Source organism: Acinetobacter vivianii (genome assembly GCF_014635885.1).
Lineage (GTDB): Bacteria > Pseudomonadota > Gammaproteobacteria > Pseudomonadales > Moraxellaceae > Acinetobacter > Acinetobacter vivianii.
This window is the reverse complement of the sequence record NZ_BMDR01000003.1, coordinates 455,933-476,347: the sequence shown is the minus strand read 5'-3', so window position 1 is coordinate 476,347 and position 20,415 is coordinate 455,933. Positions and strand designations below refer to the sequence as shown.

18 protein-coding genes are annotated in these 20,415 nt (G+C 41.7%); 11 read left to right on the top strand and 7 right to left on the bottom strand.

All coding sequences use genetic code 11. The annotated features are described in order from the left end of the window. Positions 1-10: 10 nt before the first annotated feature. The 3 genes from mutY to IEV36_RS08790 form a co-directional block, all read right to left on the bottom strand. Positions 11-1,048, bottom strand: coding sequence for an A/G-specific adenine glycosylase (gene mutY, locus IEV36_RS08800; RefSeq protein WP_005260289.1), 1,038 nt, complete (start codon positions 1,046-1,048; stop codon positions 11-13). A 228-nt stretch (positions 1,049-1,276) separates the two neighbouring features. After that, complete coding sequence (locus IEV36_RS08795) at positions 1,277-2,014, bottom strand: dienelactone hydrolase family protein (RefSeq protein ID WP_005260287.1); 738 nt, start codon at positions 2,012-2,014, stop codon at positions 1,277-1,279. Positions 2,015-2,175: 161 nt separating this feature from the next. Further along, a complete protein-coding gene (locus IEV36_RS08790; protein ID WP_004776391.1) occupies positions 2,176-2,334 on the bottom strand; it encodes a DUF1328 domain-containing protein in 159 nt (52 codons plus the stop codon). Positions 2,335-2,519: 185 nt separating this feature from the next. On the opposite strand from IEV36_RS08790, the gene IEV36_RS08785 reads away from it, so the two are divergent. The 7 genes from IEV36_RS08785 to IEV36_RS08755 all read left to right on the top strand — a co-directional run bounded on the left by IEV36_RS08785 (position 2,520) and on the right by IEV36_RS08755 (position 12,366). Then, positions 2,520-2,972: a YcgN family cysteine cluster protein gene (locus tag IEV36_RS08785; protein ID WP_004776390.1), complete on the top strand. Its 453-nt coding sequence runs from the start codon at positions 2,520-2,522 to the stop codon at positions 2,970-2,972. A 110-nt stretch (positions 2,973-3,082) separates the two neighbouring features. After that, the gene (locus tag IEV36_RS08780) at positions 3,083-4,246 is read left to right on the top strand and encodes a PQQ-dependent sugar dehydrogenase (protein WP_005260285.1); all 1,164 of its coding nucleotides are present in this window, start codon (positions 3,083-3,085) and stop codon (positions 4,244-4,246) included. A 25-nt stretch (positions 4,247-4,271) separates the two neighbouring features. Beyond that, positions 4,272-5,459, top strand: coding sequence for a class C beta-lactamase (ampC, locus tag IEV36_RS08775; protein WP_005260284.1), 1,188 nt, complete (start codon positions 4,272-4,274; stop codon positions 5,457-5,459). A gap of 83 nt (positions 5,460-5,542) precedes the next feature. Further along, on the top strand, positions 5,543-6,817 hold the full coding sequence (locus tag IEV36_RS08770; RefSeq protein WP_155757710.1) for a replication-associated recombination protein A: 1,275 nt from the start codon (positions 5,543-5,545) through the stop codon (positions 6,815-6,817). Between the two features lie 147 nt (positions 6,818-6,964). Beyond that, positions 6,965-9,223 carry an ATP-binding cassette domain-containing protein gene (locus IEV36_RS08765; protein WP_005260282.1) on the top strand — a complete coding sequence of 753 codons (2,259 nt, stop codon included), beginning with the start codon at positions 6,965-6,967 and terminating at the stop codon, positions 9,221-9,223. 143 nt (positions 9,224-9,366) lie between these two features. Continuing rightward, on the top strand, positions 9,367-10,485 hold the full coding sequence (locus IEV36_RS08760; RefSeq protein ID WP_005260280.1) for an acyltransferase family protein: 1,119 nt from the start codon (positions 9,367-9,369) through the stop codon (positions 10,483-10,485). A gap of 141 nt (positions 10,486-10,626) precedes the next feature. Then, positions 10,627-12,366: an amidohydrolase gene (locus IEV36_RS08755; RefSeq protein WP_005260278.1), complete on the top strand. Its 1,740-nt coding sequence runs from the start codon at positions 10,627-10,629 to the stop codon at positions 12,364-12,366. Between the two features lie 58 nt (positions 12,367-12,424). Here the strand turns inward: IEV36_RS08755 and purC are convergent, their stop codons facing one another. The 3 genes from purC to dapA are packed head-to-tail and all read right to left on the bottom strand — an operon-like array spanning position 12,425 to position 14,691. Next, positions 12,425-13,144: a phosphoribosylaminoimidazolesuccinocarboxamide synthase gene (gene purC / locus IEV36_RS08750; RefSeq protein WP_005260273.1), complete on the bottom strand. Its 720-nt coding sequence runs from the start codon at positions 13,142-13,144 to the stop codon at positions 12,425-12,427. A 35-nt stretch (positions 13,145-13,179) separates the two neighbouring features. Continuing rightward, positions 13,180-13,782 (bottom strand): hypothetical protein, encoded by a 603-nt coding sequence (locus IEV36_RS08745; RefSeq protein WP_004776374.1) that lies wholly within the window; start codon positions 13,780-13,782, stop codon positions 13,180-13,182. A 15-nt stretch (positions 13,783-13,797) separates the two neighbouring features. Beyond that, positions 13,798-14,691, bottom strand: coding sequence for a 4-hydroxy-tetrahydrodipicolinate synthase (gene dapA, locus IEV36_RS08740; RefSeq protein ID WP_005260271.1), 894 nt, complete (start codon positions 14,689-14,691; stop codon positions 13,798-13,800). 292 nt (positions 14,692-14,983) lie between these two features. Here dapA and pncA point away from each other — a divergent pair, with 292 nt between their 5' ends. From pncA to IEV36_RS08720, 4 genes are all read left to right on the top strand, one after another. Continuing rightward, positions 14,984-15,616, top strand: coding sequence for a bifunctional nicotinamidase/pyrazinamidase (gene pncA / locus IEV36_RS08735; protein ID WP_032864000.1), 633 nt, complete (start codon positions 14,984-14,986; stop codon positions 15,614-15,616). 91 nt (positions 15,617-15,707) lie between these two features. Next, entirely contained in the window at positions 15,708-16,172 is a 465-nt protein-coding gene (locus tag IEV36_RS08730; RefSeq protein ID WP_005260269.1) for an Lrp/AsnC family transcriptional regulator, read from the top strand. Positions 16,173-16,385: 213 nt separating this feature from the next. After that, the gene (locus IEV36_RS08725; protein ID WP_004776366.1) at positions 16,386-17,024 is read left to right on the top strand and encodes a YitT family protein; all 639 of its coding nucleotides are present in this window, start codon (positions 16,386-16,388) and stop codon (positions 17,022-17,024) included. A 475-nt stretch (positions 17,025-17,499) separates the two neighbouring features. Continuing rightward, complete coding sequence (locus IEV36_RS08720; protein ID WP_005260268.1) at positions 17,500-18,435, top strand: helix-turn-helix domain-containing protein; 936 nt, start codon at positions 17,500-17,502, stop codon at positions 18,433-18,435. Between the two features lie 77 nt (positions 18,436-18,512). Here the strand turns inward: IEV36_RS08720 and IEV36_RS08715 are convergent, their stop codons facing one another. Continuing rightward, positions 18,513-19,853 (bottom strand): aspartate aminotransferase family protein, encoded by a 1,341-nt coding sequence (locus IEV36_RS08715; RefSeq protein WP_005260267.1) that lies wholly within the window; start codon positions 19,851-19,853, stop codon positions 18,513-18,515. Positions 19,854-20,415 lie beyond the last annotated feature (562 nt).

Below are 20,415 nucleotides of genomic sequence, written 5' to 3'. Positions count from 1 at the left end.
TTGAGGTCACTTAAGCTTTTTTCTTTGCTGTAATCAGTTTTTTCATAGCCGTGGGAATACCTTTGGCAATTGCTGTTTCTGGACTCAGCCATACGCCATTGAGTTCAATACTGAGCTGTTCTTTTTGATCATGTTCCACGTGGAACGGCTGTTCATTCAGTAACCATGTAAAGTGAGTGAAGCTATGGCTAATCTGCAAAGATGATACTTGAGCTTGCAGTTTAAAGTGCTGTTCAATCTGTTGTAATTCGGTTGCTTGCTCAATGATAGGGAGGCAGTACAATCCGCCCCACAGCCCGTGGGCTTCACGTTGTTGCCACAGCCATTCATCACCAGATTGGATCAGTAACACATTGGCTGTTTTGACTGGAACGGGTTTTTTGGCTTTTTTAAAAGGAAGTTGCTGTTCCACACCTTGCTGGTAGGCCTGACAATGCTGTTGCATTGGACAATATAAACACAGGGGTTTTTTCGGGGTACACACCGTCGCGCCTAAATCCATAATTGCCTGTGTGTAATCATGGTTGCGTTGGTGCGGACAAAGCTCTTCTGCGATTTGCCAGAGCGCCCGTTCGTGCTGTGGTTTGGATAGGTCATCTTCGATGGCAAGAAAACGGGCCAAAACGCGTTTTACGTTGCCGTCCATAATCACGCCGTATTGGCGTAAGCCCAATGACATTAGCGCCCCTGCAGTTGAACGGCCAATGCCAGGGAGTTCTATCCACTCTTCTAGTGTTTCTGGGAATTTACCTTTCTGGCTGACGATTCCCGCAGCTTTATGCAGGTTACGGGCACGGGCGTAGTAACCAAGTCCTGCCCAATAGGGGGCGACATCGTCCCAACTGGCTTGTCCCAGACTTTCCACGGTTGGAAAGCGTTCGATAAAACGATCGAAATATTGCAGTACGGTTTTGACTTGGGTCTGTTGCAGCATGATTTCTGAGACCCATACCTTGTAAGGATCATCGGCGATTTGCCAAGGTAAGTCGTGGCGACCGTGTTGGTCGTACCAGCGAAGTAGTGCATCAGAAAATGAGAAATCAGACATGAATCAGGTCAATAAAAAGCAGGGCTGTAGTATAGCGGAAATAGGTTTTTTAGGCGTTAAAATTCTGTTGAAACATAAACAGTGTATAGATAGCAAAGCATTTCAAACTTTTATTAAATTTTAGTCGTTATTTGTTTTTGGGTAGGCGGCATGGATGCCGCCTTTGCACAAGCTTAAATATCAGGATGATATTGACAGGGATTTAGGTTTTGAAAAATCATTTACCGATTACTTCAAATGTTTATCTAACAGCTCATACATTGCTTCAAGCCCTTGGCGCTCTGCTTCTGCGTTATAACCTAAATCAACATTGTTGGCTTTGGCACGTTCATCAGCAAGCGGGTTACTAAAACCATGCTTGGCATCTTCAAAAATAATCACGTCGTGGTCGACTTCAGCATCATGCATTTCCTGACGGAAGCTCGCAACATCATCCAAAGTTACCATGCTATCTAGCTCGCCATGCAGAACTAAAATCTCAGCCTTTATCTTGCCTTTTTCAGCCGGTGCTTTTGGACTTAAAACCGCATGGAAGGTTGCAACTGCTTCGATCTGTGCGCCTGAGCGCGCTAAATCCAGCACTACTTTTCCGCCATAACAGAAACCAATTGCCGCCAGTTTTTCAGCATTGACTTCTGGTTGAGCAGCCAAGGTTGAGAGACCTGCCTGAGCACGATCAACAATGGTCTCTGGCTGTTCAAAGGTATGATTCATCCATGTTGAAGCTTGAGGTACAGCCGTTGTAACTTTTTTATCGCCATACATATCAATTGCTAGTGCGGCAAAACCATGTTCGGCTAGCTCACGCGCGCGTTGTTCGGTATATTCATTACGACCCCACCATTCAGGTGCAACAATCACCCCAGCAACGGGTTGATCAGTGACGGGCGTTGCGAAATAACCAATCAGGCGTTGACCATCTGGTGCAGTGTATTCAATTTCACGAGTATTGACTGTAAAGCTCATTCTATAATCCTGATCTGTATTTTTAGAATGCATTGATTAAAGCATAAAAAAAGAAAATTGAAGATATCGTCAAACAACAAATGCTAGCGTCTTGGTCTTACACAGGCATAAAAAAAGAAGAATACGGAGATTCTTCTTTTTTATTAAGTCGGGTTAAATCCTTAGACTTTACCTCTGGATATGAAACCAACGATGGCTAAGATCACGGCGACAACCAGTAAGATCACAGCGAAATCTTTGGATAAACCAGCAACCCCACCAAAACCTAATAAACTGGCAATGAGTGCGATTACAGCAAAAATAATGGCCCAACGGAACATGTCGTGTCCTCCTAATTTTTCGTTATGAATCTAATATAGCGTGGGTTTTTTGAACAAAATGTGGTGTTTCTGTGGTTCAAATGTTTAATACTTAAAGAAATGTTAAGCTAGAAATGAGATTGAAAAGCAAGACCTAGGACAGCAATGCTATAATCAAACACTCGTTTGAAATAGAAACAACTGGTATGTCCCTCGAACTGCGTCCTAACTTCTGGAAACAATATTCGCTTGATCAGCTCAATGAGGCTGAGTGGGAAGCATTGTGTGATGGCTGCGGTTTGTGTTGTCTAGTAAAACTGGAAGATGAGGAGACTGCCGAAGTTGCCTATACCAAAGTGTCGTGCAAATTACTGGACTGTAAAACAGCACGTTGTTCAGATTATCCTAACCGTCAGCAGCAAGTACCAGATTGCATCCAGCTCACATTAGAGCAGCTCACAACAATCTCATGGTTACCGCCGAGCTGTGCCTATCGTCGTTTGAGTGAAGGCAAGAATTTACCCTCATGGCATTATTTAAATACTGGTTCTCGTCAGAGCGTGATTCGAGCCAAGAAATCTGCCGCAGGACGTTGCATCTCTGAAAGCGAGATTGATGAAGAGCAGATCGAAGACTATATCGTGCGCTGGGTCCGCTAACTGAAAATTTCACCAAATGTTTAAAACATGCTTTGCATAAAACAACATTTTTACAGTATTTTGATTTGCGTATCTCCGTAAGATGAGTCTTATAAAGAGGGAGATAAGTAATGAAGAAATTATTGATAACACCTTTGGTTTGCAGCAGTTTTTTATTTTTGTTGGCCTGTGGTCCGAACAATACCAATTCTAAAACCCCTGATCAAAATGCTGAGCAGCAAAACTCAACCAATACGGCTAAGCAGACCTATCGTACCGAGACGGTCGCTTCATTTGATGAGCCTTGGGCGGTGACCAGTCTGCCTGATCAACGTTTGTTGATTACAGAACGCAAAGGACAATTAAAATTATTTGATCCTAAAACCAAGACCAGCCTGAATGTTTCAGGTGTTCCTTCAGTAAGTTATGGTGGACAGGGCGGACTTGGCGATGTGGTTTTACATCCCGATTTTCAGCATAACCATTGGCTCTATTTGAGTTATGCCAGCAAAGGACAAGGTGGATACGGCGCGGTGATTTCACGTGCCAAGCTGGATTTATCCAATCCGGAGCAACCCAAATTGACCGATTTAAAAACCATCTGGCAGCAAGTGCCGAAGGTCTCTGGTCAGGGACATTACGGACATCGGATGCTGTTTGGTTCAGATGGAAAGTTATGGGTGAGTTCAGGAGAGCGCCAGAAGTTTGATCCAGCTCAGGATTTAAAAAGTAATCTAGGCAAAGTGTTGCGCTTGAATGATGATGGCATCCCTGTGGATGGCAATCCATTTCAGCAGCAAAGTGGTGTCACTGCTGAAATCTGGTCACTGGGTCATCGTAATCCACTCGGTATGGCATTTGATGAGAAAGGGCAGCTCTGGGTGGTCGAGATGGGGCCTAAAGGTGGTGATGAGCTGAATCTGATCCTGAAAGGTGCCAACTACGGTTATCCGAAAGTCTCCAATGGTGATCATTATTCAGGTTTACCGATCCCAGATCACAGCACCCGTCCTGAGTTTAAAGCGCCTGAAATCGACTGGACCCCTGTAATTTCGCCTTCCAGCATGATCATTTACTCAGGTCAGCAGTTCCCTTTATGGCAACATAAGGCGCTCATCGGTGGTTTATCTTCCAAAGCCATTGTGGTGGTGGACTTAAAATCGCAACCTGTGAAAGAGATTCAGCGACTAGATATGAAACAGCGGATTCGTGGTTTACATCAGGCTCAAGATGGTTCGATCTGGGTCATTGAGGATGGTGCGCAAGCCAAATTACTCAAACTAACAGCTTCTTAATTATTAACTTAAAGTGAAATCATCCATGCCAAATTCAAAACGGTTCTCTATACCTGCGAAAAAATTATGTGTACTTGCAGGACTTCTGTCTTGCAGTGCACCGCTTTGGGCACAACAGCTCAGCGAGCAGCAAGTAAAAGCTATTGTTGACCAGCAATTTAAACCGCTTTTACAACAATACAAAATCCCAGGAATGGCGGTGGGGATCACTTTAAATGGACAACATTATTTTGTGAATTATGGAGTGGCTTCAAAACAGAGCCAACAGCCGATTCGCAACAATACCTTATTTGAACTTGGCTCGGTGAGTAAGACCTTTAATGCAACTTTAGCAGGCTATGCACAGGCACAAGGACGACTCTCCTTGTCTGACCATCCTGCCAAATATTTCCCTGAACTTAAAAACAGTGCTGTGAATCGTGCCACCCTATTGAATTTGGGCACCTATACTGCGGGCGGCTTTCCGTTGCAGTTCCCTGATGAGGTGGTTCAGCAACAGGAGATGATCAAGTATTTTCAGGCATGGCAGCCGAAGACCACCATCGGTGCTGCCCGTCAATATTCCAACCCAAGTATCGGCTTGATGGGCTATGTCACTGCCTTGGCCATGAAAAAGCCTTATACCGAATTGTTAGAAAAAACACTTTTTCCTCAGTTAGGTCTCAAACAAAGTTTTATTCAAGTCCCTGAGCAGCAAATGCCGAATTATGCCTGGGGTTATAAGGCGGATCAGGCCATGCGGGTATCACCTGGGATGTTTGATGCTGAAGCCTATGGCGTGAAAAGTAGCAGCGCGGACATGCTGAAATTTCTGGATGCACAAATCAATCCGCAACAGTTGAAACAACCACTACGTAAAGGCATTGAAAATACGCATGTGGGTTATTTTAAAGTAGGCGCAATGACACAGGGTTTAGGTTGGGAGCAATATGCTTATCCAACGAAATTGGAAACGTTATTACAGGGCAACTCCAGCAAAATGGCTTTAGAAAGCCATGCGGTGACACCAATCGCGCAGCCAAAAATTGCTCCAGCAGCGACCTTTTTTAATAAAACTGGTGCGACCAATGGTTTTGGTGCTTATGCTGCTTTTATCCCGCAACAAAAGATTGGCATCGTGATGTTGGCCAATACCAATTTCCCGAATGAAGAACGGATTAAAGCCAGCTACAACGTGATACAGCAACTGATTCAGCAAAACAGTGCGCGATAGAATGACGCAGTGAGTGCAGATTCAAATTGTAGATTTGTGCCAGACACAATAGACTAGGATAAAACAGCATAAAGCCATTGATGATGTCAGATACGCATATTCCTTTACCTGAACGTTTACGTCCTCGTGATTTGTCAGAAATTATCGGGCAAGATCATTTACTGGGCGAAAATGCACCCTTACGTCAAATGATTGATCAGGGGCATTTGCCTTCGATTATCTTCTGGGGACCGCCAGGGGTAGGAAAAACCACGATCGCATTATTACTGGCCCAAGCGGTTGATCGTCCTTTTGTGAGCTTGTCAGCACTGAATACGGGCGTGAAAGAGCTTCGGGAAGTGATTGCTGAAAGCGGTGATCTGTTGACGCCTGTTGTGTTTATTGACGAAATTCATCGCTTCAATAAGTCGCAGCAAGATGCCTTACTCAATGCCGTTGAGAAAGGCAAAATTACCTTGATCGGCGCAACCACGGAGAATCCGTCTTTCGAGGTGAACAGTGCGTTGCTGTCTCGCTGTCAGGTGTATACTCTGAACAGTCTGGATACAGATGCCATTCAAACCTTGCTGAATAAAGCGATACAAACAGATAAGTTTTTAAAAGAGCGTTTTATTCATATCGAAGAATATGATGCATTGATTCAATTTGCAGCGGGTGACGCGCGCAAGGCACTGAATCTGATTGACCTGATCGCCAGTACTTTTGAGCCTGACGTGGAAAATATGGTCACCAATGCGATTGTGGTCAAAGTGGCGCAGCAAAATATTGCCCGCTATGATAAATCTGGTGAGCAGCATTACGATCTGGTGTCGGCATTTATCAAATCTATTCGCGGGAGTGATCCGGATGCAACGTTGTACTGGATGGCGCGTATGCTGAAAGGCGGTGAAGATCCGGTGTTTATCGCACGTCGTATGTTGATTGCCGCATCGGAAGATATTGGTAACTCTAATCCCAATGCCTTGTTGCTGGCGGGAGAATGTTTCCGTTCAGTACAGGCGGTGGGCATGCCGGAAGCACGGATTATTTTGGGCCAATGCGCTGTTTATCTGGCGACCAGTCCGAAAAGTAATAGTACCTATCTGGCGATTAACCGTGCCCTGGAGCTGGCAGAAAAAACGGCGAACTTGCCTGTGCCTTTACATCTGCGCAATGCACCGACCAAGTTGATGAAACAGCAGGGCTATGGCGTCGATTATCTCTATCCGCATAATTATCCTGAACATTTTGTATTACAGGAATATTTGCCACCTGAGCTACGCGGTACCAAGCTGTATGAGCGTGCCCTGAATAAGCGTGAAGTTGAAGGCGAACGTTTACAACAGCGCCGTTGGCAGCAGCAAGATCAGCAACAATAAATTATCTCTAGTTTTATAGCGCTGGATGGTCACAGCTTTGGCGATCCAGCAGCCCATTACATCAATTTCATTTATTCATAAAAACAGCTACATCTCTCACATTCTTTTTGGCTTATCGTGGTTTTAAAGAGCATAGCGAGACGGCAGATGAGTAGCAGAACAATCAATATTTACGGCGCGCGGCAAAATAATCTTAAAAATATTTCATTAAAAATTCCCAAAAACAAAATCGTTGTGTTCACGGGTGTTTCAGGTTCAGGTAAATCTTCACTGGTTTTTGAAACCATTGGCGCCGAAGCACAACGCCAAATCAATGAAACACAGGACAGTTTTGTGCGCAACCGCTTGCAGCATTTTGGGGTGGCGGATGTTGATAAAATTGAAAATCTGAATGTTCCCGTGATCATCAACCAGAAGCCCTTAACCGGAAATATCCGCTCAACCATCGCCACCATTACCGATATATATGCCAATTTAAGATTGTTGTTTTCACGAATGGGTGAGCCTTTTGTCGGGTACTCTCATGTTTTTTCATTTAATCACCCCAATGGCATGTGTCCACAATGTGATGGGATCGGTCTGGAACAGACTATTGATATCTATAAAATTCTAGATCTAGAGAAATCTCTAAATGAAGGGCCAATCGACTTTCCGACCTATCAGCCACATGCTTGGCGCTGGACCCGTTATGCCGACTCGGGCTATTTTGATCTGGATAAAAAGCTTAAGGATTATGATGCGGAAGAGTGGGAGCTTTTCTTAAATGCTGCACAGCATAAACCGCGTCATCCTCGCAAAGACTGGAGAAAAACAGCTTTATATGAGGGCCTGATTCCACGTTTTGAGCGAAATTTTTTAAAAGGTGAAGCACAAGAGCGCAACCGTTATCGCAATATTCTGGACAAGATCATTACTGTCGAAAAATGTAGTCTTTGTCAGGGGCAGCGTCTGAATCAGACTTCGCTGAGTTGCAAGATTCAGGGTAAAAATATCTCAGACTGCACTGCATTGTCGGTGGCTAAATTGCTGAACTTTATCGAATCGATCGAGAATGAAAAGCTGGAGACGGTATTACATGAAATTCGCAATAAACTTCATTATTTAAATTTGGTTGGGCTCAGTTATCTGACACTGGATCGCGTCAGCAACACCTTATCGGGTGGAGAGTCGCAACGCATAAAAATGGTCAAACATCTGGGCAATAGTCTGGTCGATCTGCTTTATATTTTCGATGAGCCCAGCATTGGCCTTCACCCTAAAGACCTGGAAAATATCATCCAGATCATTCAAAAAATTAAGGATAAGGGCAATAGCGTGCTGTTGGTGGAGCATGATCCAGACCTGATCCGGATTGCGGATCATGTGATTGATATGGGCCCTTTATCTGGAAAAAAGGGCGGTGAAGTCATTTATCAGGGGAGTTTTGCGGACCTTAAAAGCTCCTCTGGTTTAACAGGGCAGTTTTTCCAGCGCCCCAATCAATATAAACAGGTGGCACGAAGCAGTCTGGAAAAAATGACCATAAAAAATGCGCGGCTCTTTAACCTGAAGAATATTAGCGTTGATATTCCCAAGAATTGTCTGACCGTGGTAACGGGTGTTGCTGGCTCAGGTAAAAGTACGTTGATGAGTAAAGTCTTACCGCAGCAATATCCCGAAGTGCAAATTATTGATCAATCTGCCATTACTGCAACGATCCGATCAAATTTACTCACTTATCTGGACTTGCTGGACAGCATTCGCCAGTTATATGCGCAACAGAATAAGGTCAGCGCGAAACTGTTTAGTTTTAATAGTGAAGGGGCGTGTCCGCAGTGTAAAGGTTCAGGTATTGAGAAAATTGAGCTGGCCTTTCTGGATGATGTCGAAATGGTCTGTGAGGTCTGTCATGGTTCAGGCTATGCAGAACAGGTACTCAACTATCTTTATAAAGATAAGAATATTGCCGATGCTTTAAAAATGACGGTTGCAGAGGCTTATGATTTTTTTGAAGTGCCTAAATTGAAGCAACAATTCAAGACCCTGATTGATTTAGGTCTGGACTATATTGCCATTGGTCAACGCCTGAATAGCTTTTCTGGGGGAGAACGACAACGCCTGAAACTCAGCCGTGAGCTTGATCAGACCAATAATATTTTCGTGCTGGATGAGCCAAGCTCAGGCTTGCATCCGTCTGATACGGTTAAACTGATCCAGCTACTCAATACCATCGTTGAGCAGGGAAATACCGTCATTGTGATTGAGCATAATCTGGAAATCATGACACAGGCAGACTGGATTGTTGATATTGGACCATTGGCGGGTGAACAGGGCGGAGAACTGATGTTTGCAGGGCCAGTGAGCCAGTTATTAGAAAATAAGGAATCTTATACAGCACATTATTTAAGAGATTATTTAAATCGTTAATATCAAAAGAGGGCACGGCGTACCAGAAAGTTTGAGTCATGTCATGACTTGGTATCGAGCATGATATTTTTGTAAGTGACCACTAGACACTCTGGATAAAAGGTCGCATCATCCCCGCTTATCAAGGATGATAAAGCTCCACCATGACCACAAACAAAATTAATGCAGCGGAAAGTATCCGAGGCTTGGCATGTCTCGCCGTTGTGTTGTCACATTTATCGTTAACTTTCTTTCCCCAAATGCATAATTTTGGCTGGAGTAGCGTGCCTCAATATGAGGTTTTTGCACAATTACATCATTCTCCATTGGCCTTCTTTTATTCGGGCACGGGCGCAGTTTTTGTCTTCTTCGTTTTAAGTGGTTTTGTCCTGACCCTATCCAGTTTTAAAAAACAAAATACCGCCACACAGCTGAAAAAATCATTGATTAAACGCTATCCACGTTTGGCCATTCCCGCGTTTGTCTCTTGTATTGTGGCCTATCTGGTATGTTTTGTGCCCGTTGATGTCTCGCATGTTTCAGAATGGGGGGCTGCTTTGGCCAATCCTCATCCTCAACTGAAGACGGCCCTCTATGAAGGAAGCATTGGTGCATTTCTGTTTGGAGATTCAAGCTATAACTGGGTGCTGTGGACCATGCAAATTGAATTGCTTGGCTCATTGGTGATTTATCTGGCAAGTTATCTATATAGTAAATTGCCCATTTTATCTGCTCTCTTTTTGCTGTTGAGCGTTGCTGCGGCTTATATGATTTCGCAGACCGTATTACTTGGCATTCTCAGCTTTATATTGGGAATGGGGCTATTTCGCTATGCGGCAGAGCTAGGGAAGGCTGTTTCTATACTCTTGTTCTTGTTCGGTCTGTATTTTTGTGGGGCACATAATAGCAGCTCGAGTTATCAGTTTTTTATATCATTTCTGGGCGAACAAACTTACGATTATCTGAATTTTCTTGGTGGCTTTCTGGTTGTGTATGCTGTGTTAAAAGGCAAATGGCTGGCCCACTTTTTTGATCGACGTGCTTTGGTGTTCCTGGGTAAAGTGTCTTTTTCAATTTATCTGATTCACTTGGCAATACTTTATGCCTTGGGTATTCCATTCTTCAATCTCTTGCATGCGCAGCTGGCGTTCTCTTATTTTAATGCAGGACTGCTGGCGAGCCTGTTTACGATGGTGGTAAGTATCGTTTTGGCGCAGTTTTATAGCCGTTATATTGACGATGCTGCAATCAAGGTATCGAATAAACTGGCTAAATTATTTTAGTCTTTAGAACGAGATCAGATTCTGTGCCATAGCCCTTAAAAAATTGAACAAACATTACAAAAATAATCAGTGAATGCTTTCTATTCAGCCCAGAATCAGTTTTAATCATAAAAGGCATAATAAAAATATGGGTTTAAAAATATGAACCGTAACCATCTGCATCAATTTGCATGGGTCACTTCCTTTTCAATTGTTCTATCAGGCTGTGCAACTTCATCCATACCCGTCAGTTCCAGCGAAAAACTGTTTTATGGCGGCCCCATTTTAACCATGAGTGGTGATACGCCAGAATATGCCGAGGCCTTGCTGGTCAAGAATGGTACCATCCGTTTTGTGGGCAGCAAACAGCAGGCGGAACAACTGGCTGATAAAACCGTTCAAGTCATCGATCTCAAAAACAAAATCTTGCTGCCAAGTTTTATCGATGCCCATAGCCATGTGAATATGGTGGGTTTTCACCAGATGGTCGCCAATCTATATCCGCAACCTGATGGACAGGTCTCGGATATTCATTCATTGGTCAATGTGCTGAATACATGGAAAAAGCAGCATCCAGAAGTGATTCAGACCATGGGCGGCTGGATATTGGGCAATGGCTATGATGATGCACAACTCAATGAAAAAAGACATCCCACCGCAACTGATCTTGATCGCGTCTCAACAGATCAGCCTGTGATGATTTTGCATCAATCTGGACATCTGGCTTCTGTTAATCATAAAGCACTCGAATTGCTAAAAATCGATCAGAATACGCCGAATCCTGCGGGTGGCGTGATTCGCCGTGAAGCCAATTCCAACGTACCGAATGGTGTCCTTGAGGAGTCGGCACTCTTTACTGCAATCGGTTCGATTTTTAAAGATGTACCACCCGCTGTCATGTTCCAGATTGCACAGAAAGGCATTGATGCTTACGTGAAAAATGGCTTCACTACGGTACAGGAAGGACGGGCAGATCAGGGTACGACTGAGATGTGGCGGAGCTTGGGCCAGCAAAATCAGCTGCCGATTGATATGGTGTCTTATCCAGATATTACCACCAGCAAGGACTATATGCTCAAATACGGTAGCAGCCGTCAATATGATCACCATTTCCGTATTGGTGGGGTTAAAATCAGTCTGGATGGCTCACCTCAGGGCAAGACTGCTTGGTTGACACAACCGTATCTGGTGCCGCCTGAAGGCAAGGATAAAACCTACAAAGGCTATGCGGCGATCAGCAATGATCAAGAGGTGAAGGATTATATTAATTTAGCCTTCAAACAAGGCTGGCAAGTGCTTGCACATGCCAATGGTGATGCTGCAATTGATCAGTTTATTACTGCGGTAAAAGACGCGACCCAAAAGCAGGGTCAAGCAGATCGTCGAAGTGTGCTGATTCATTCACAAACGATTCGTGATGATCAACTGGACCAACTCAAGGCACTGGATATTATTCCTTCCTTCTTCTCACTGCATACTTTTTATTGGGGGGACTGGCATCGTCAACAGACACTGGGTGAGCAGCGTGCAGCACGTATTTCTCCAACAGCAACGGCGTTAAAGAAACATTTGATTTTTACCGAACATCATGATGCGCCTGTTGTACCGCCAAGTAGCATGATGATGCTTGATGCGACTGTGAATCGAACCACCCGTAGTAATTATGTCTTGGGCGCAAATGAACGGGTAAGTCCTTATCTGGCGTTAAAGTCGATGACGGACTGGGCTGCCTATCAATATTTTGAAGATCAACAGAAGGGAACTTTAGCTCAAGGCAAACTGGCAGATCTGGTGATTCTGGATCGGAATCCGCTGACTATTCCAAGCCGCGAGATTAAAAAAATCAAGGTGGTGGCGACCTATAAAGAAGGTAAGCTCATTTATCAGGATTCAAAAAATTAAAGACCTAAAAAAACCGAGCTATTCAGCTCGGTTTTTTTATATGCGATCTAAGCTGAGCTTAGATATCGTCTAGGTTAATACCTAAACGTGCCGCAACTTCTTCATAGGCTTCAACCACACCACCTAAACCTTGGCGGAAACGGTCTTTATCAAGTTTTTTCTTGGTGTCTTTGTCCCATAAACGGCAACCGTCTGGAGAGAACTCATCACCCAGTACGATACGGTCATGGAATACACCAAATTCAAGTTTGAAATCTACCAGAATCATATTACCAGCGTCGAATAATGCTTTAAGCACATCATTTACTTGGTAAGTGAGTTCTTTCATTTTTTCAAGCTGTTCAGCAGTCGCCCAACCTAAAGCAATCGCTTGAGATTCATTCACCATTGGATCGCCAAGAGCATCATCTTTAAAGAATAATTCAAATGTTGGCGGTGTTAACTCTTTGCCTTCTTCAACGCCTAAACGACGGCAAAGTGAACCAGCAGCATAGTTACGAATGACACATTCAACAGGAATCATCTGAAGTTTTTTAACGAGGACTTCAGTTGGAGAAAGCAATTTTTCAAAATGGGTTTCGATGCCTGCTTCAGCCAGTTTATCCATGATGAAGGCGTTAAAACGGTTGTTGACCTTGCCCTTACGATCGAGTTGCTCGATTTTTTCGCCATTGAATGCCGAGGCATCATCACGAAAGACTAAAATCAGGTGATCAGCGTTATCTGTTTCATATACAGATTTTGCTTTACCAGTATAGAGCAAGGTTTGTTTTAACATGAGGGAACCTTTTGAAAAAAATGCCTAGTAAACGACTAGGCTGGCCAGTTTTGGTAAATCTGGGCTAATACTTCCGTTGCAACCGCAGGGTCTGCAAAGGTTGTATCAAGTTTAAACAGTGCAATGGTATTGCTTGAGCCAACAGCGGTAAGCTTCAGTAGGTAATTTTGCTCACCCACTTTAATGGTTGCTTCATAGCCATGATCTGCCTGAGAGATGACTTTGTAGTTGAGGCTGCTGACGGTCGCAAAAGCATATTGCCAAGCAGTTGCAGTTGGGCCATCTACTTTAAGCAATGGGTTCTTATTCCCATCCATCACCAGTTGTGGACGACCTAAGCTGGTTGCTGTTGCTTCAGTTGTCGTGGTTGCAGTTTGCGCTGCCTCTGGGCGAGGTAACGCATAACGTTTGCCCGTCTTGTTCTCAAATGTTGGTGCATGTTGAATCGCAAGCGGGTCAACCGTTGGTGCTGGATACAATGGCGTAAATGGTCTTACCGTTGCATTCTCAGGGAACTTGAGTGGTTCAAGCGCTTGCGCTTTTTTATAATCTAAAGAATGATTATTGAGGGCAAAACGACCACAACCAGCCAAACTTAAAGCTGAAATGACTAGGACAACACCAAGACGTAATTGCATCATAAATTGCTCGTATTAAATAATTCCCGCAGTTTTTAAATCTGTGCGGAGAGGTTCACGATATTGTTCTGCTAGAGCGGTTAATGGCAGGCGTAAACCTGTACTGATATATCCCATCTCATGCAACGCCCATTTCACAGGAATTGGGTTTGATTCGCAAAACAAAATATTGTGTAGATTTGCAATTTGCTGATTCAGACTTTGAGCCTTTGCTTGATCGCCTGCTAATGCAGCTTCACAAACTTCGCTCATTTGTTTTGGTGCAACATTGGCGGTAACCGAAATATTACCTTTCGCACCACGCAAGATCAGTTCCCAGGCAGTTTCATCATCACCTGAATATACTGCGATTTTACCTTTTAAACCTTCGATGAGGGCTTGACCACGTGGTACATCGCCAGTTGCATCTTTAATCCCAACAATGTTTTTAATTTCAGCAAGACGAATGACGGTTTCGTTTTGCATGTCTACACCAGTACGACCTGGAACATTATAAAGAATTTGTGGAATATCAACTGCTTCAGCAATCGCCTTGTAGTGTTGATATAAGCCTTCTTGTGTTGGTTTATTATAATATGGCGTAACGAGCAGGGCTGCATCTGCACCGAGTTCTTTTGCTGCTTTGGTCAGCTCAATTGCTTCGCGTGTTGAATTTGCACCTGTACCCGCAATAATCGGGATGCGTTTATTGGCTACACGGATCACTTCTTTGATGACTTGTGTATGTTCTTCCATGCTTAATGTTGAGGCTTCGCCCGTTGTGCCAACAGCAACAATACTATGTGTACCTTGTTGGATGTGCCACTCAACGAGCTTCTCCAGGCTCTTCCAATCTACGCGACCATCTTCAAACATAGGGGTGACGAGTGCGACAATTGAGCCTTGAATATTCTGTGCTAGCTGAGTCATTTTAAAAAACTATCCTATTTTCCCATCCGAGATTGAATTAGTTGAAACGAAATATTGGATGGTTGCAGTATTTTGATTCGTCGTCCAATAATGAATTCGATTGAATGACAATTATGCAAATTATGACTGATCGGCGGCATAAGAACAATATGCTTTAGTCAAACAGCCGAAAACTTTAATTCAACTTTTACCTGAATAATTTTCATGTTAAGAAAAGTTCAGGTCGAAGTAGCCAGACGATAAAGAGCAGCGTATGTTAGAAAGGAGCGAGCAATCCAGAATGAAACACAATATGTATACACTTGCGAAACACAGCGCACTCATTGTTGTTGACGTACAAAACGGTTTTACCCCAGGTGGAAACTTGGCAGTCACTGATGCCGATCAGATTATTCCAGTGATTAATCAACTGGCCCGCCAGTTTGAAATGGTGGTGCTTACCCAAGACTGGCATCCAGAACAACATATTTCTTTTGCCGATAATCATCAGAATAAAGCGCCTTTTGAAACCATTGAGCTATCTTATGGAACCCAAGTATTGTGGCCTAAGCATTGCGTGCAGGGGACAGAGGATGCCGAGTTTCATCCAGCTCTTGATATTCCAACAGCCCAATTGATTATCCGTAAGGGTTTTCATCCCGATATCGATAGTTATTCTGCTTTTATGGAAGCAGATCGCAAAACTCCGACAGGTTTGAAGGGCTATTTAACAGAACATCAAATTGATACGGTTTATATCGTGGGGATAGCCACAGATTTTTGTGTGGCATGGACTGCCTTAGATGCGGCACAAATGGGATTTCAAACCTATGTCATCGAAGATGCGTGCAAGGCAATTGATTTAAATGGGTCATTGCAAAGTGCATGGCAAAGTATGCAGGCAGAGGGTATTCAATGCATTCAGTCGAGTGCAATTTTGCCATAAGCTTGAGCTGCCTGAGCGAAAGGCGTTAAACTTTGAAAACTGATGAATCCACATCAGTCAAACCGTGACTTAAGGCAAAATTGAGCGTTTTATGACAGTCGAACTTGATGATTTTGATCAGAAAATTATCCATCATTTACAAATGAATGGACGTTTGGCCAATCAGGAACTCGCTGAATTGGTGGGTTTGTCGACTTCCCAATGTTCACGCCGTCGAGTGAATCTCGAACAGAAAAAGATTATCACCGGCTATTATGCACAAATTGCGTTGAGGGCTGATCCTGCGCCGATCATGGGCATTATTGAAGTGAAATTACAGAATTATCATGATGCCACGCATGATCGTTTTGTTGAGTTCCTTCTCAATGAACCAGCGGTTAAGGATATTCACAAACTGACGGGGAGCTATGATTTTGCCTTGAAAGTTGCGGTTAAAAATCTTGATGAAATGGTCAAGTTGATTGGTATCCTTTCTTCCCAGACTTTTGGAGTTAGCAACCTGAATACCTCGATTGTTTTGGAAAAACTCAAAGAAAATGGAATCGCGATTAAATAAAAATAGCTGATTTTTAATGAAAGATGGATCAGAAAGCTATGACTGACTGAAAATGAGCTGTTTATATTAAATGGCTTATTTTGAATATAAATTGCATTTATGGCAAAAATATAAGAATAAATTGCGTATTTACAATAAAAATGATCAAATATGCCGCCTTTTATTTGGAAGGCATCTCTCCCTTCTGCTGTTCTGTGATTGAGTTTTACCCTTATGAATACCGAGCAAAATGTATCTCTGGTCAGTCCAGTCGTGCCTATAATTGACCAACATTCCAAAGTTGAAGATGCATTGGCGCTGTTGACGGGTACATTTATCCTTTCTTTTGCCATGACCTTATTGCAGCAAGCTGGCATTATGACTGGAGGAACAGCAGGTCTGTCTTTACTCCTCCACTATATTACCGACATTAAATTTGGTGTTTTATTCTTCTTCATCAATATTCCATTCTATTATTTTGCCTATAAAAAAATGGGCATGGCCTTGGTGGTTAAAACCTTTATTGCGGTTGCTTTACTGGCAGGTTTTTCTGCAATCATTCCCCAGTTTTTTCATCTTTCTGACGTCAATCCGATTTATGCAGCCATTTTTGCCAATGTCTTGATGGGTGTCAGTTTCCTGATTTTATTTAGACACCGTTCAAGTCTAGGCGGGATCAATTTGCTTGCATTGTATTTACAGGAACGCTTCGATATCCCGGCAGGTAAAGTGCAGTTGGGCATTGATATGGCAATCTTGCTCACGTCATTGCTGTTTGTAGACTGGAAGTTGATTCTGGTTTCAATTATGGGTGTCATTATTTTAAATTCGATTATTCTGCTGAATCATAAAACCACACGCTATATTGCGTAAATCTGTTCTGTTTTATTCTTAACATTTGAAAAATAAAAATAATTAAGGGCGTGCTGTAGTTATTTATTTGAAAATCGTGTTGCTGTAAATTATAAGAAATTTATAGCAATACAATTTATTTCTTATATAGAAAGTATTTTAAATACAAAGCTTTAGAACAATTATTTTTTATTAATTAGACAAAAGAAACTTAAATTATACAATAATGATGAAATATAGATTTTGAACGAATTTTGTGCATGTGTTAAATTTTAGCCAAGAGATGAAAGCTTTAATTATATAAAATTAATATTAGATAAAAACATCTCTATTTCTTGTGCAAATATATGATTTTTATAATTTCCTCTCTTTTTTATATAAATTTAAAAAATTTCTTTTGGATGAAAGGAACAGGGCAAGGTAGAGAATAAGAGTTTATTTCATTGGGGCGGTATTTTTTTGCTATCAAGGACTATTTGCAAAAAAGGAAATTGCAATGAAAGAAAATTTGGAATTTGGATATGTATCTCATAATGGTCATATAGATCCTTATTATCATACAAAATTGATAGAAGATTGGGAGTTTTCTTATCACCAAGTATCTTCTGGAAAGTTCATTGGTAATCTAAGTAAGATCTGGCTTGGTGATATAGAAATTTATGAGGAAAAGCTATCAACTGCAGTATTTCAAGAAGGATGCTGTCAGCAAGGGGTTTTATGTATAGGTATATTTCGAAATTTTCAATCTCCAGCGATTTGTCTAGGACATACAGTAGAAAATTCAGATATTATTAGTATTAGACCCAATCAAGAGATTTTGATAAAAACACCTGAAGAATCAAAGTTCTATGCGTTGCAAATGCCACTGCAATCATTGGTCGGGGATGATATTGAACAATTAGAAGACATGATGAGTTTAAGCAGAAATGCTGAACTAAATAATAAAATTTATAATAAAATTAGGTTCTTATTTAACGCATTTGAAAATATTTTTTTAAATGAGGTAGCTAAAAAAGATATTATTTCAGATTTTACTGATATTGGTTGTGAATATATAAATTCCATTAGGAATGACAAGCTCGAACATAAGAAAGCTAAGAATAAAGCAGAACGGGTCATTAAAGAAATTCTATATTATTTACAAAGTAATAGCGATCTGCCAATTACAGTTGAAGACTTTTGTAAGGTTACCAATACATCTAGAAGAACCTTGCAAAATTATTTTGAAATTATTATAGGGTGTAGCCCATCTTTATTTCTAAAATACTGGAAGCTAAATTGTGCAAGAAAAATGCTATTAGCCAATGAAGAAAAAACGACGGTTAGTCAGGTTGCCTCATATTGGGGATTTTGGCATTTTTCTCAATTTGCACAAGATTATAAGGGATTATTTGGAGAATTACCCTCAACAACATTAGAGCTTTCGAGGTGACTTGGGCTATAAATAACAACATCCATTATTTTATTAAATAAGATAATAATGGATGTCTATTATTTTATAACTTGGCTTCATTCATGCATTTTTTGGATAATTGCTTTAGTGGTTTCGATATATCCACTGATATCTTCATCGGTCATGGGTAATGTAAGACCAATTTGTCCACGATGCACAGGAAAGTAGCCTTGCGTTGCCATTTCCAATGCATAAGTATTCATAGAATCTTCATCAATTTTATGCCAATAGTCACGATGAGTTTTGATTTCTTGGCCAATTTCTTTGGTAAATGCATACCCTAGCATTGAAAATGCACCATAAACAATAAAAGGATAATTAGATGCTTTCGCCCAGTGATTGAGTTCATCCTTGATTCTTTTTGCCATACGATTCAAATGCTCGTAAGCTTCATCATTCATGACTCGTAAACAAGCGCTACCGGCTGCACATGAAAGTGGATGTCCATGATGTGTGCCTGAAATAAGCACTTGATTTTCTTCTAGAACACGGAAGATTTCGCGACGACCACCTACAGCACCAATAGGAAGCCCACCTCCAATCATTTTACCCATTACAGTAAGATCTGGATGGACCTGATAGATACTCTGTAGTCCTCCTTTAGCTGCACGTAAGGTCATGGTTTCATCAATGATTAAAAGGATACCAAGCTCCTGAGTAAGCTTTCGAATACGAGCAACAAATTCCTTATCAAGCTCAACGACTCCTCCTGCGCCTGACTGCAATTCCATAATGACACAAGCTACATCATCTGCATGATTACGAAGAATACTTTCGCATGCTTGATAATCATTTTGTACTAATACAATGACATTATCGCTTTTGTAGGTTGGGATCCCTGCTGAATCTGGTAATGGCTTTGGATGGAAGTCTGGACCTGGAAAACTAGCAGGTGTTGGATGTGCAGAAATTGCTAAATCGTCACAGAATCCATGATAACCCCCTTCGAATTTGGCTATTTTATTTTTTCCTGTGTATCCTCGGGCGATACGGATCGCACTCAAACATGCCTCGCTAGCGGAACAGAAGAATTTAACCTTCTCAATAGAATCAATTCGTTGGCATAGGAGTTGGGCAAGCTCTAACTCGTAATTTACAGGATTACCAAATGAGAATCCCTTTTTCAGGACTTCCTGAATAGCTTTGAGAATTTCAGGGTGATTGTGACCAGTGACATTGGTCGAAAAGTTATTATTCAGATCGAGTAGTTTTTTACCTTCAATTGTATAAACATATTGGCCTTCACCTCGCTCAGCGAAAATTGCATGCGGGCCATAGGCAAACGTTCTACGACTAAAACCACCTGGGATTTGATCATTCCCTTTAGATGTTTCTTCCTTGGAAAGATTGAAAGTTTCAGAGAATTTTCTTAAAGATTCAGCGTAATCAAGTTTCATATTTTAATCCTGATATTAAAAAGAAAATCGTTATTTTTTAAATAACTATAGATTTAGATTCGCTAAAATAGATAGTACAGAGGTTGGGTTGTTCACGATGAGTGAAGAGCTGTTCAGAAAATTAGGCACGACTGGGCTAAAAAGCCGGTTACTTTTGTGGCTTAATTTTTTGTATAAAGACCATCCCTATCTATAGTGCATCTAAGAGGAAATAAAATTTATTTCCCTATCGATTTGTGTTTAAAAAAGCCATAAGGTTCTCCATTTCCTATTCGTAGGCTTTGTCAGTGTTAGATTTTCATAAGTACGGGTTGAGCTAAATATGCTTTCTGCGTTTTCTAATTAACTGATTTATATATAATTAAATCAGTTTAAAGCTTGAGCTTATCTATTAAAGTATTTATAACGAAGTGCAAAAATTCTGACTATCAATATCTGGAAAATTTGAAGTTTTAATGTTGACGAATGTAATAAAAAATATCTAAGGCAAAGATGATTTATGAGAGGGGTAGATTTTATTCTTCCCTATATTGTTCTCACTAGAGATACTGAGAGCACACAT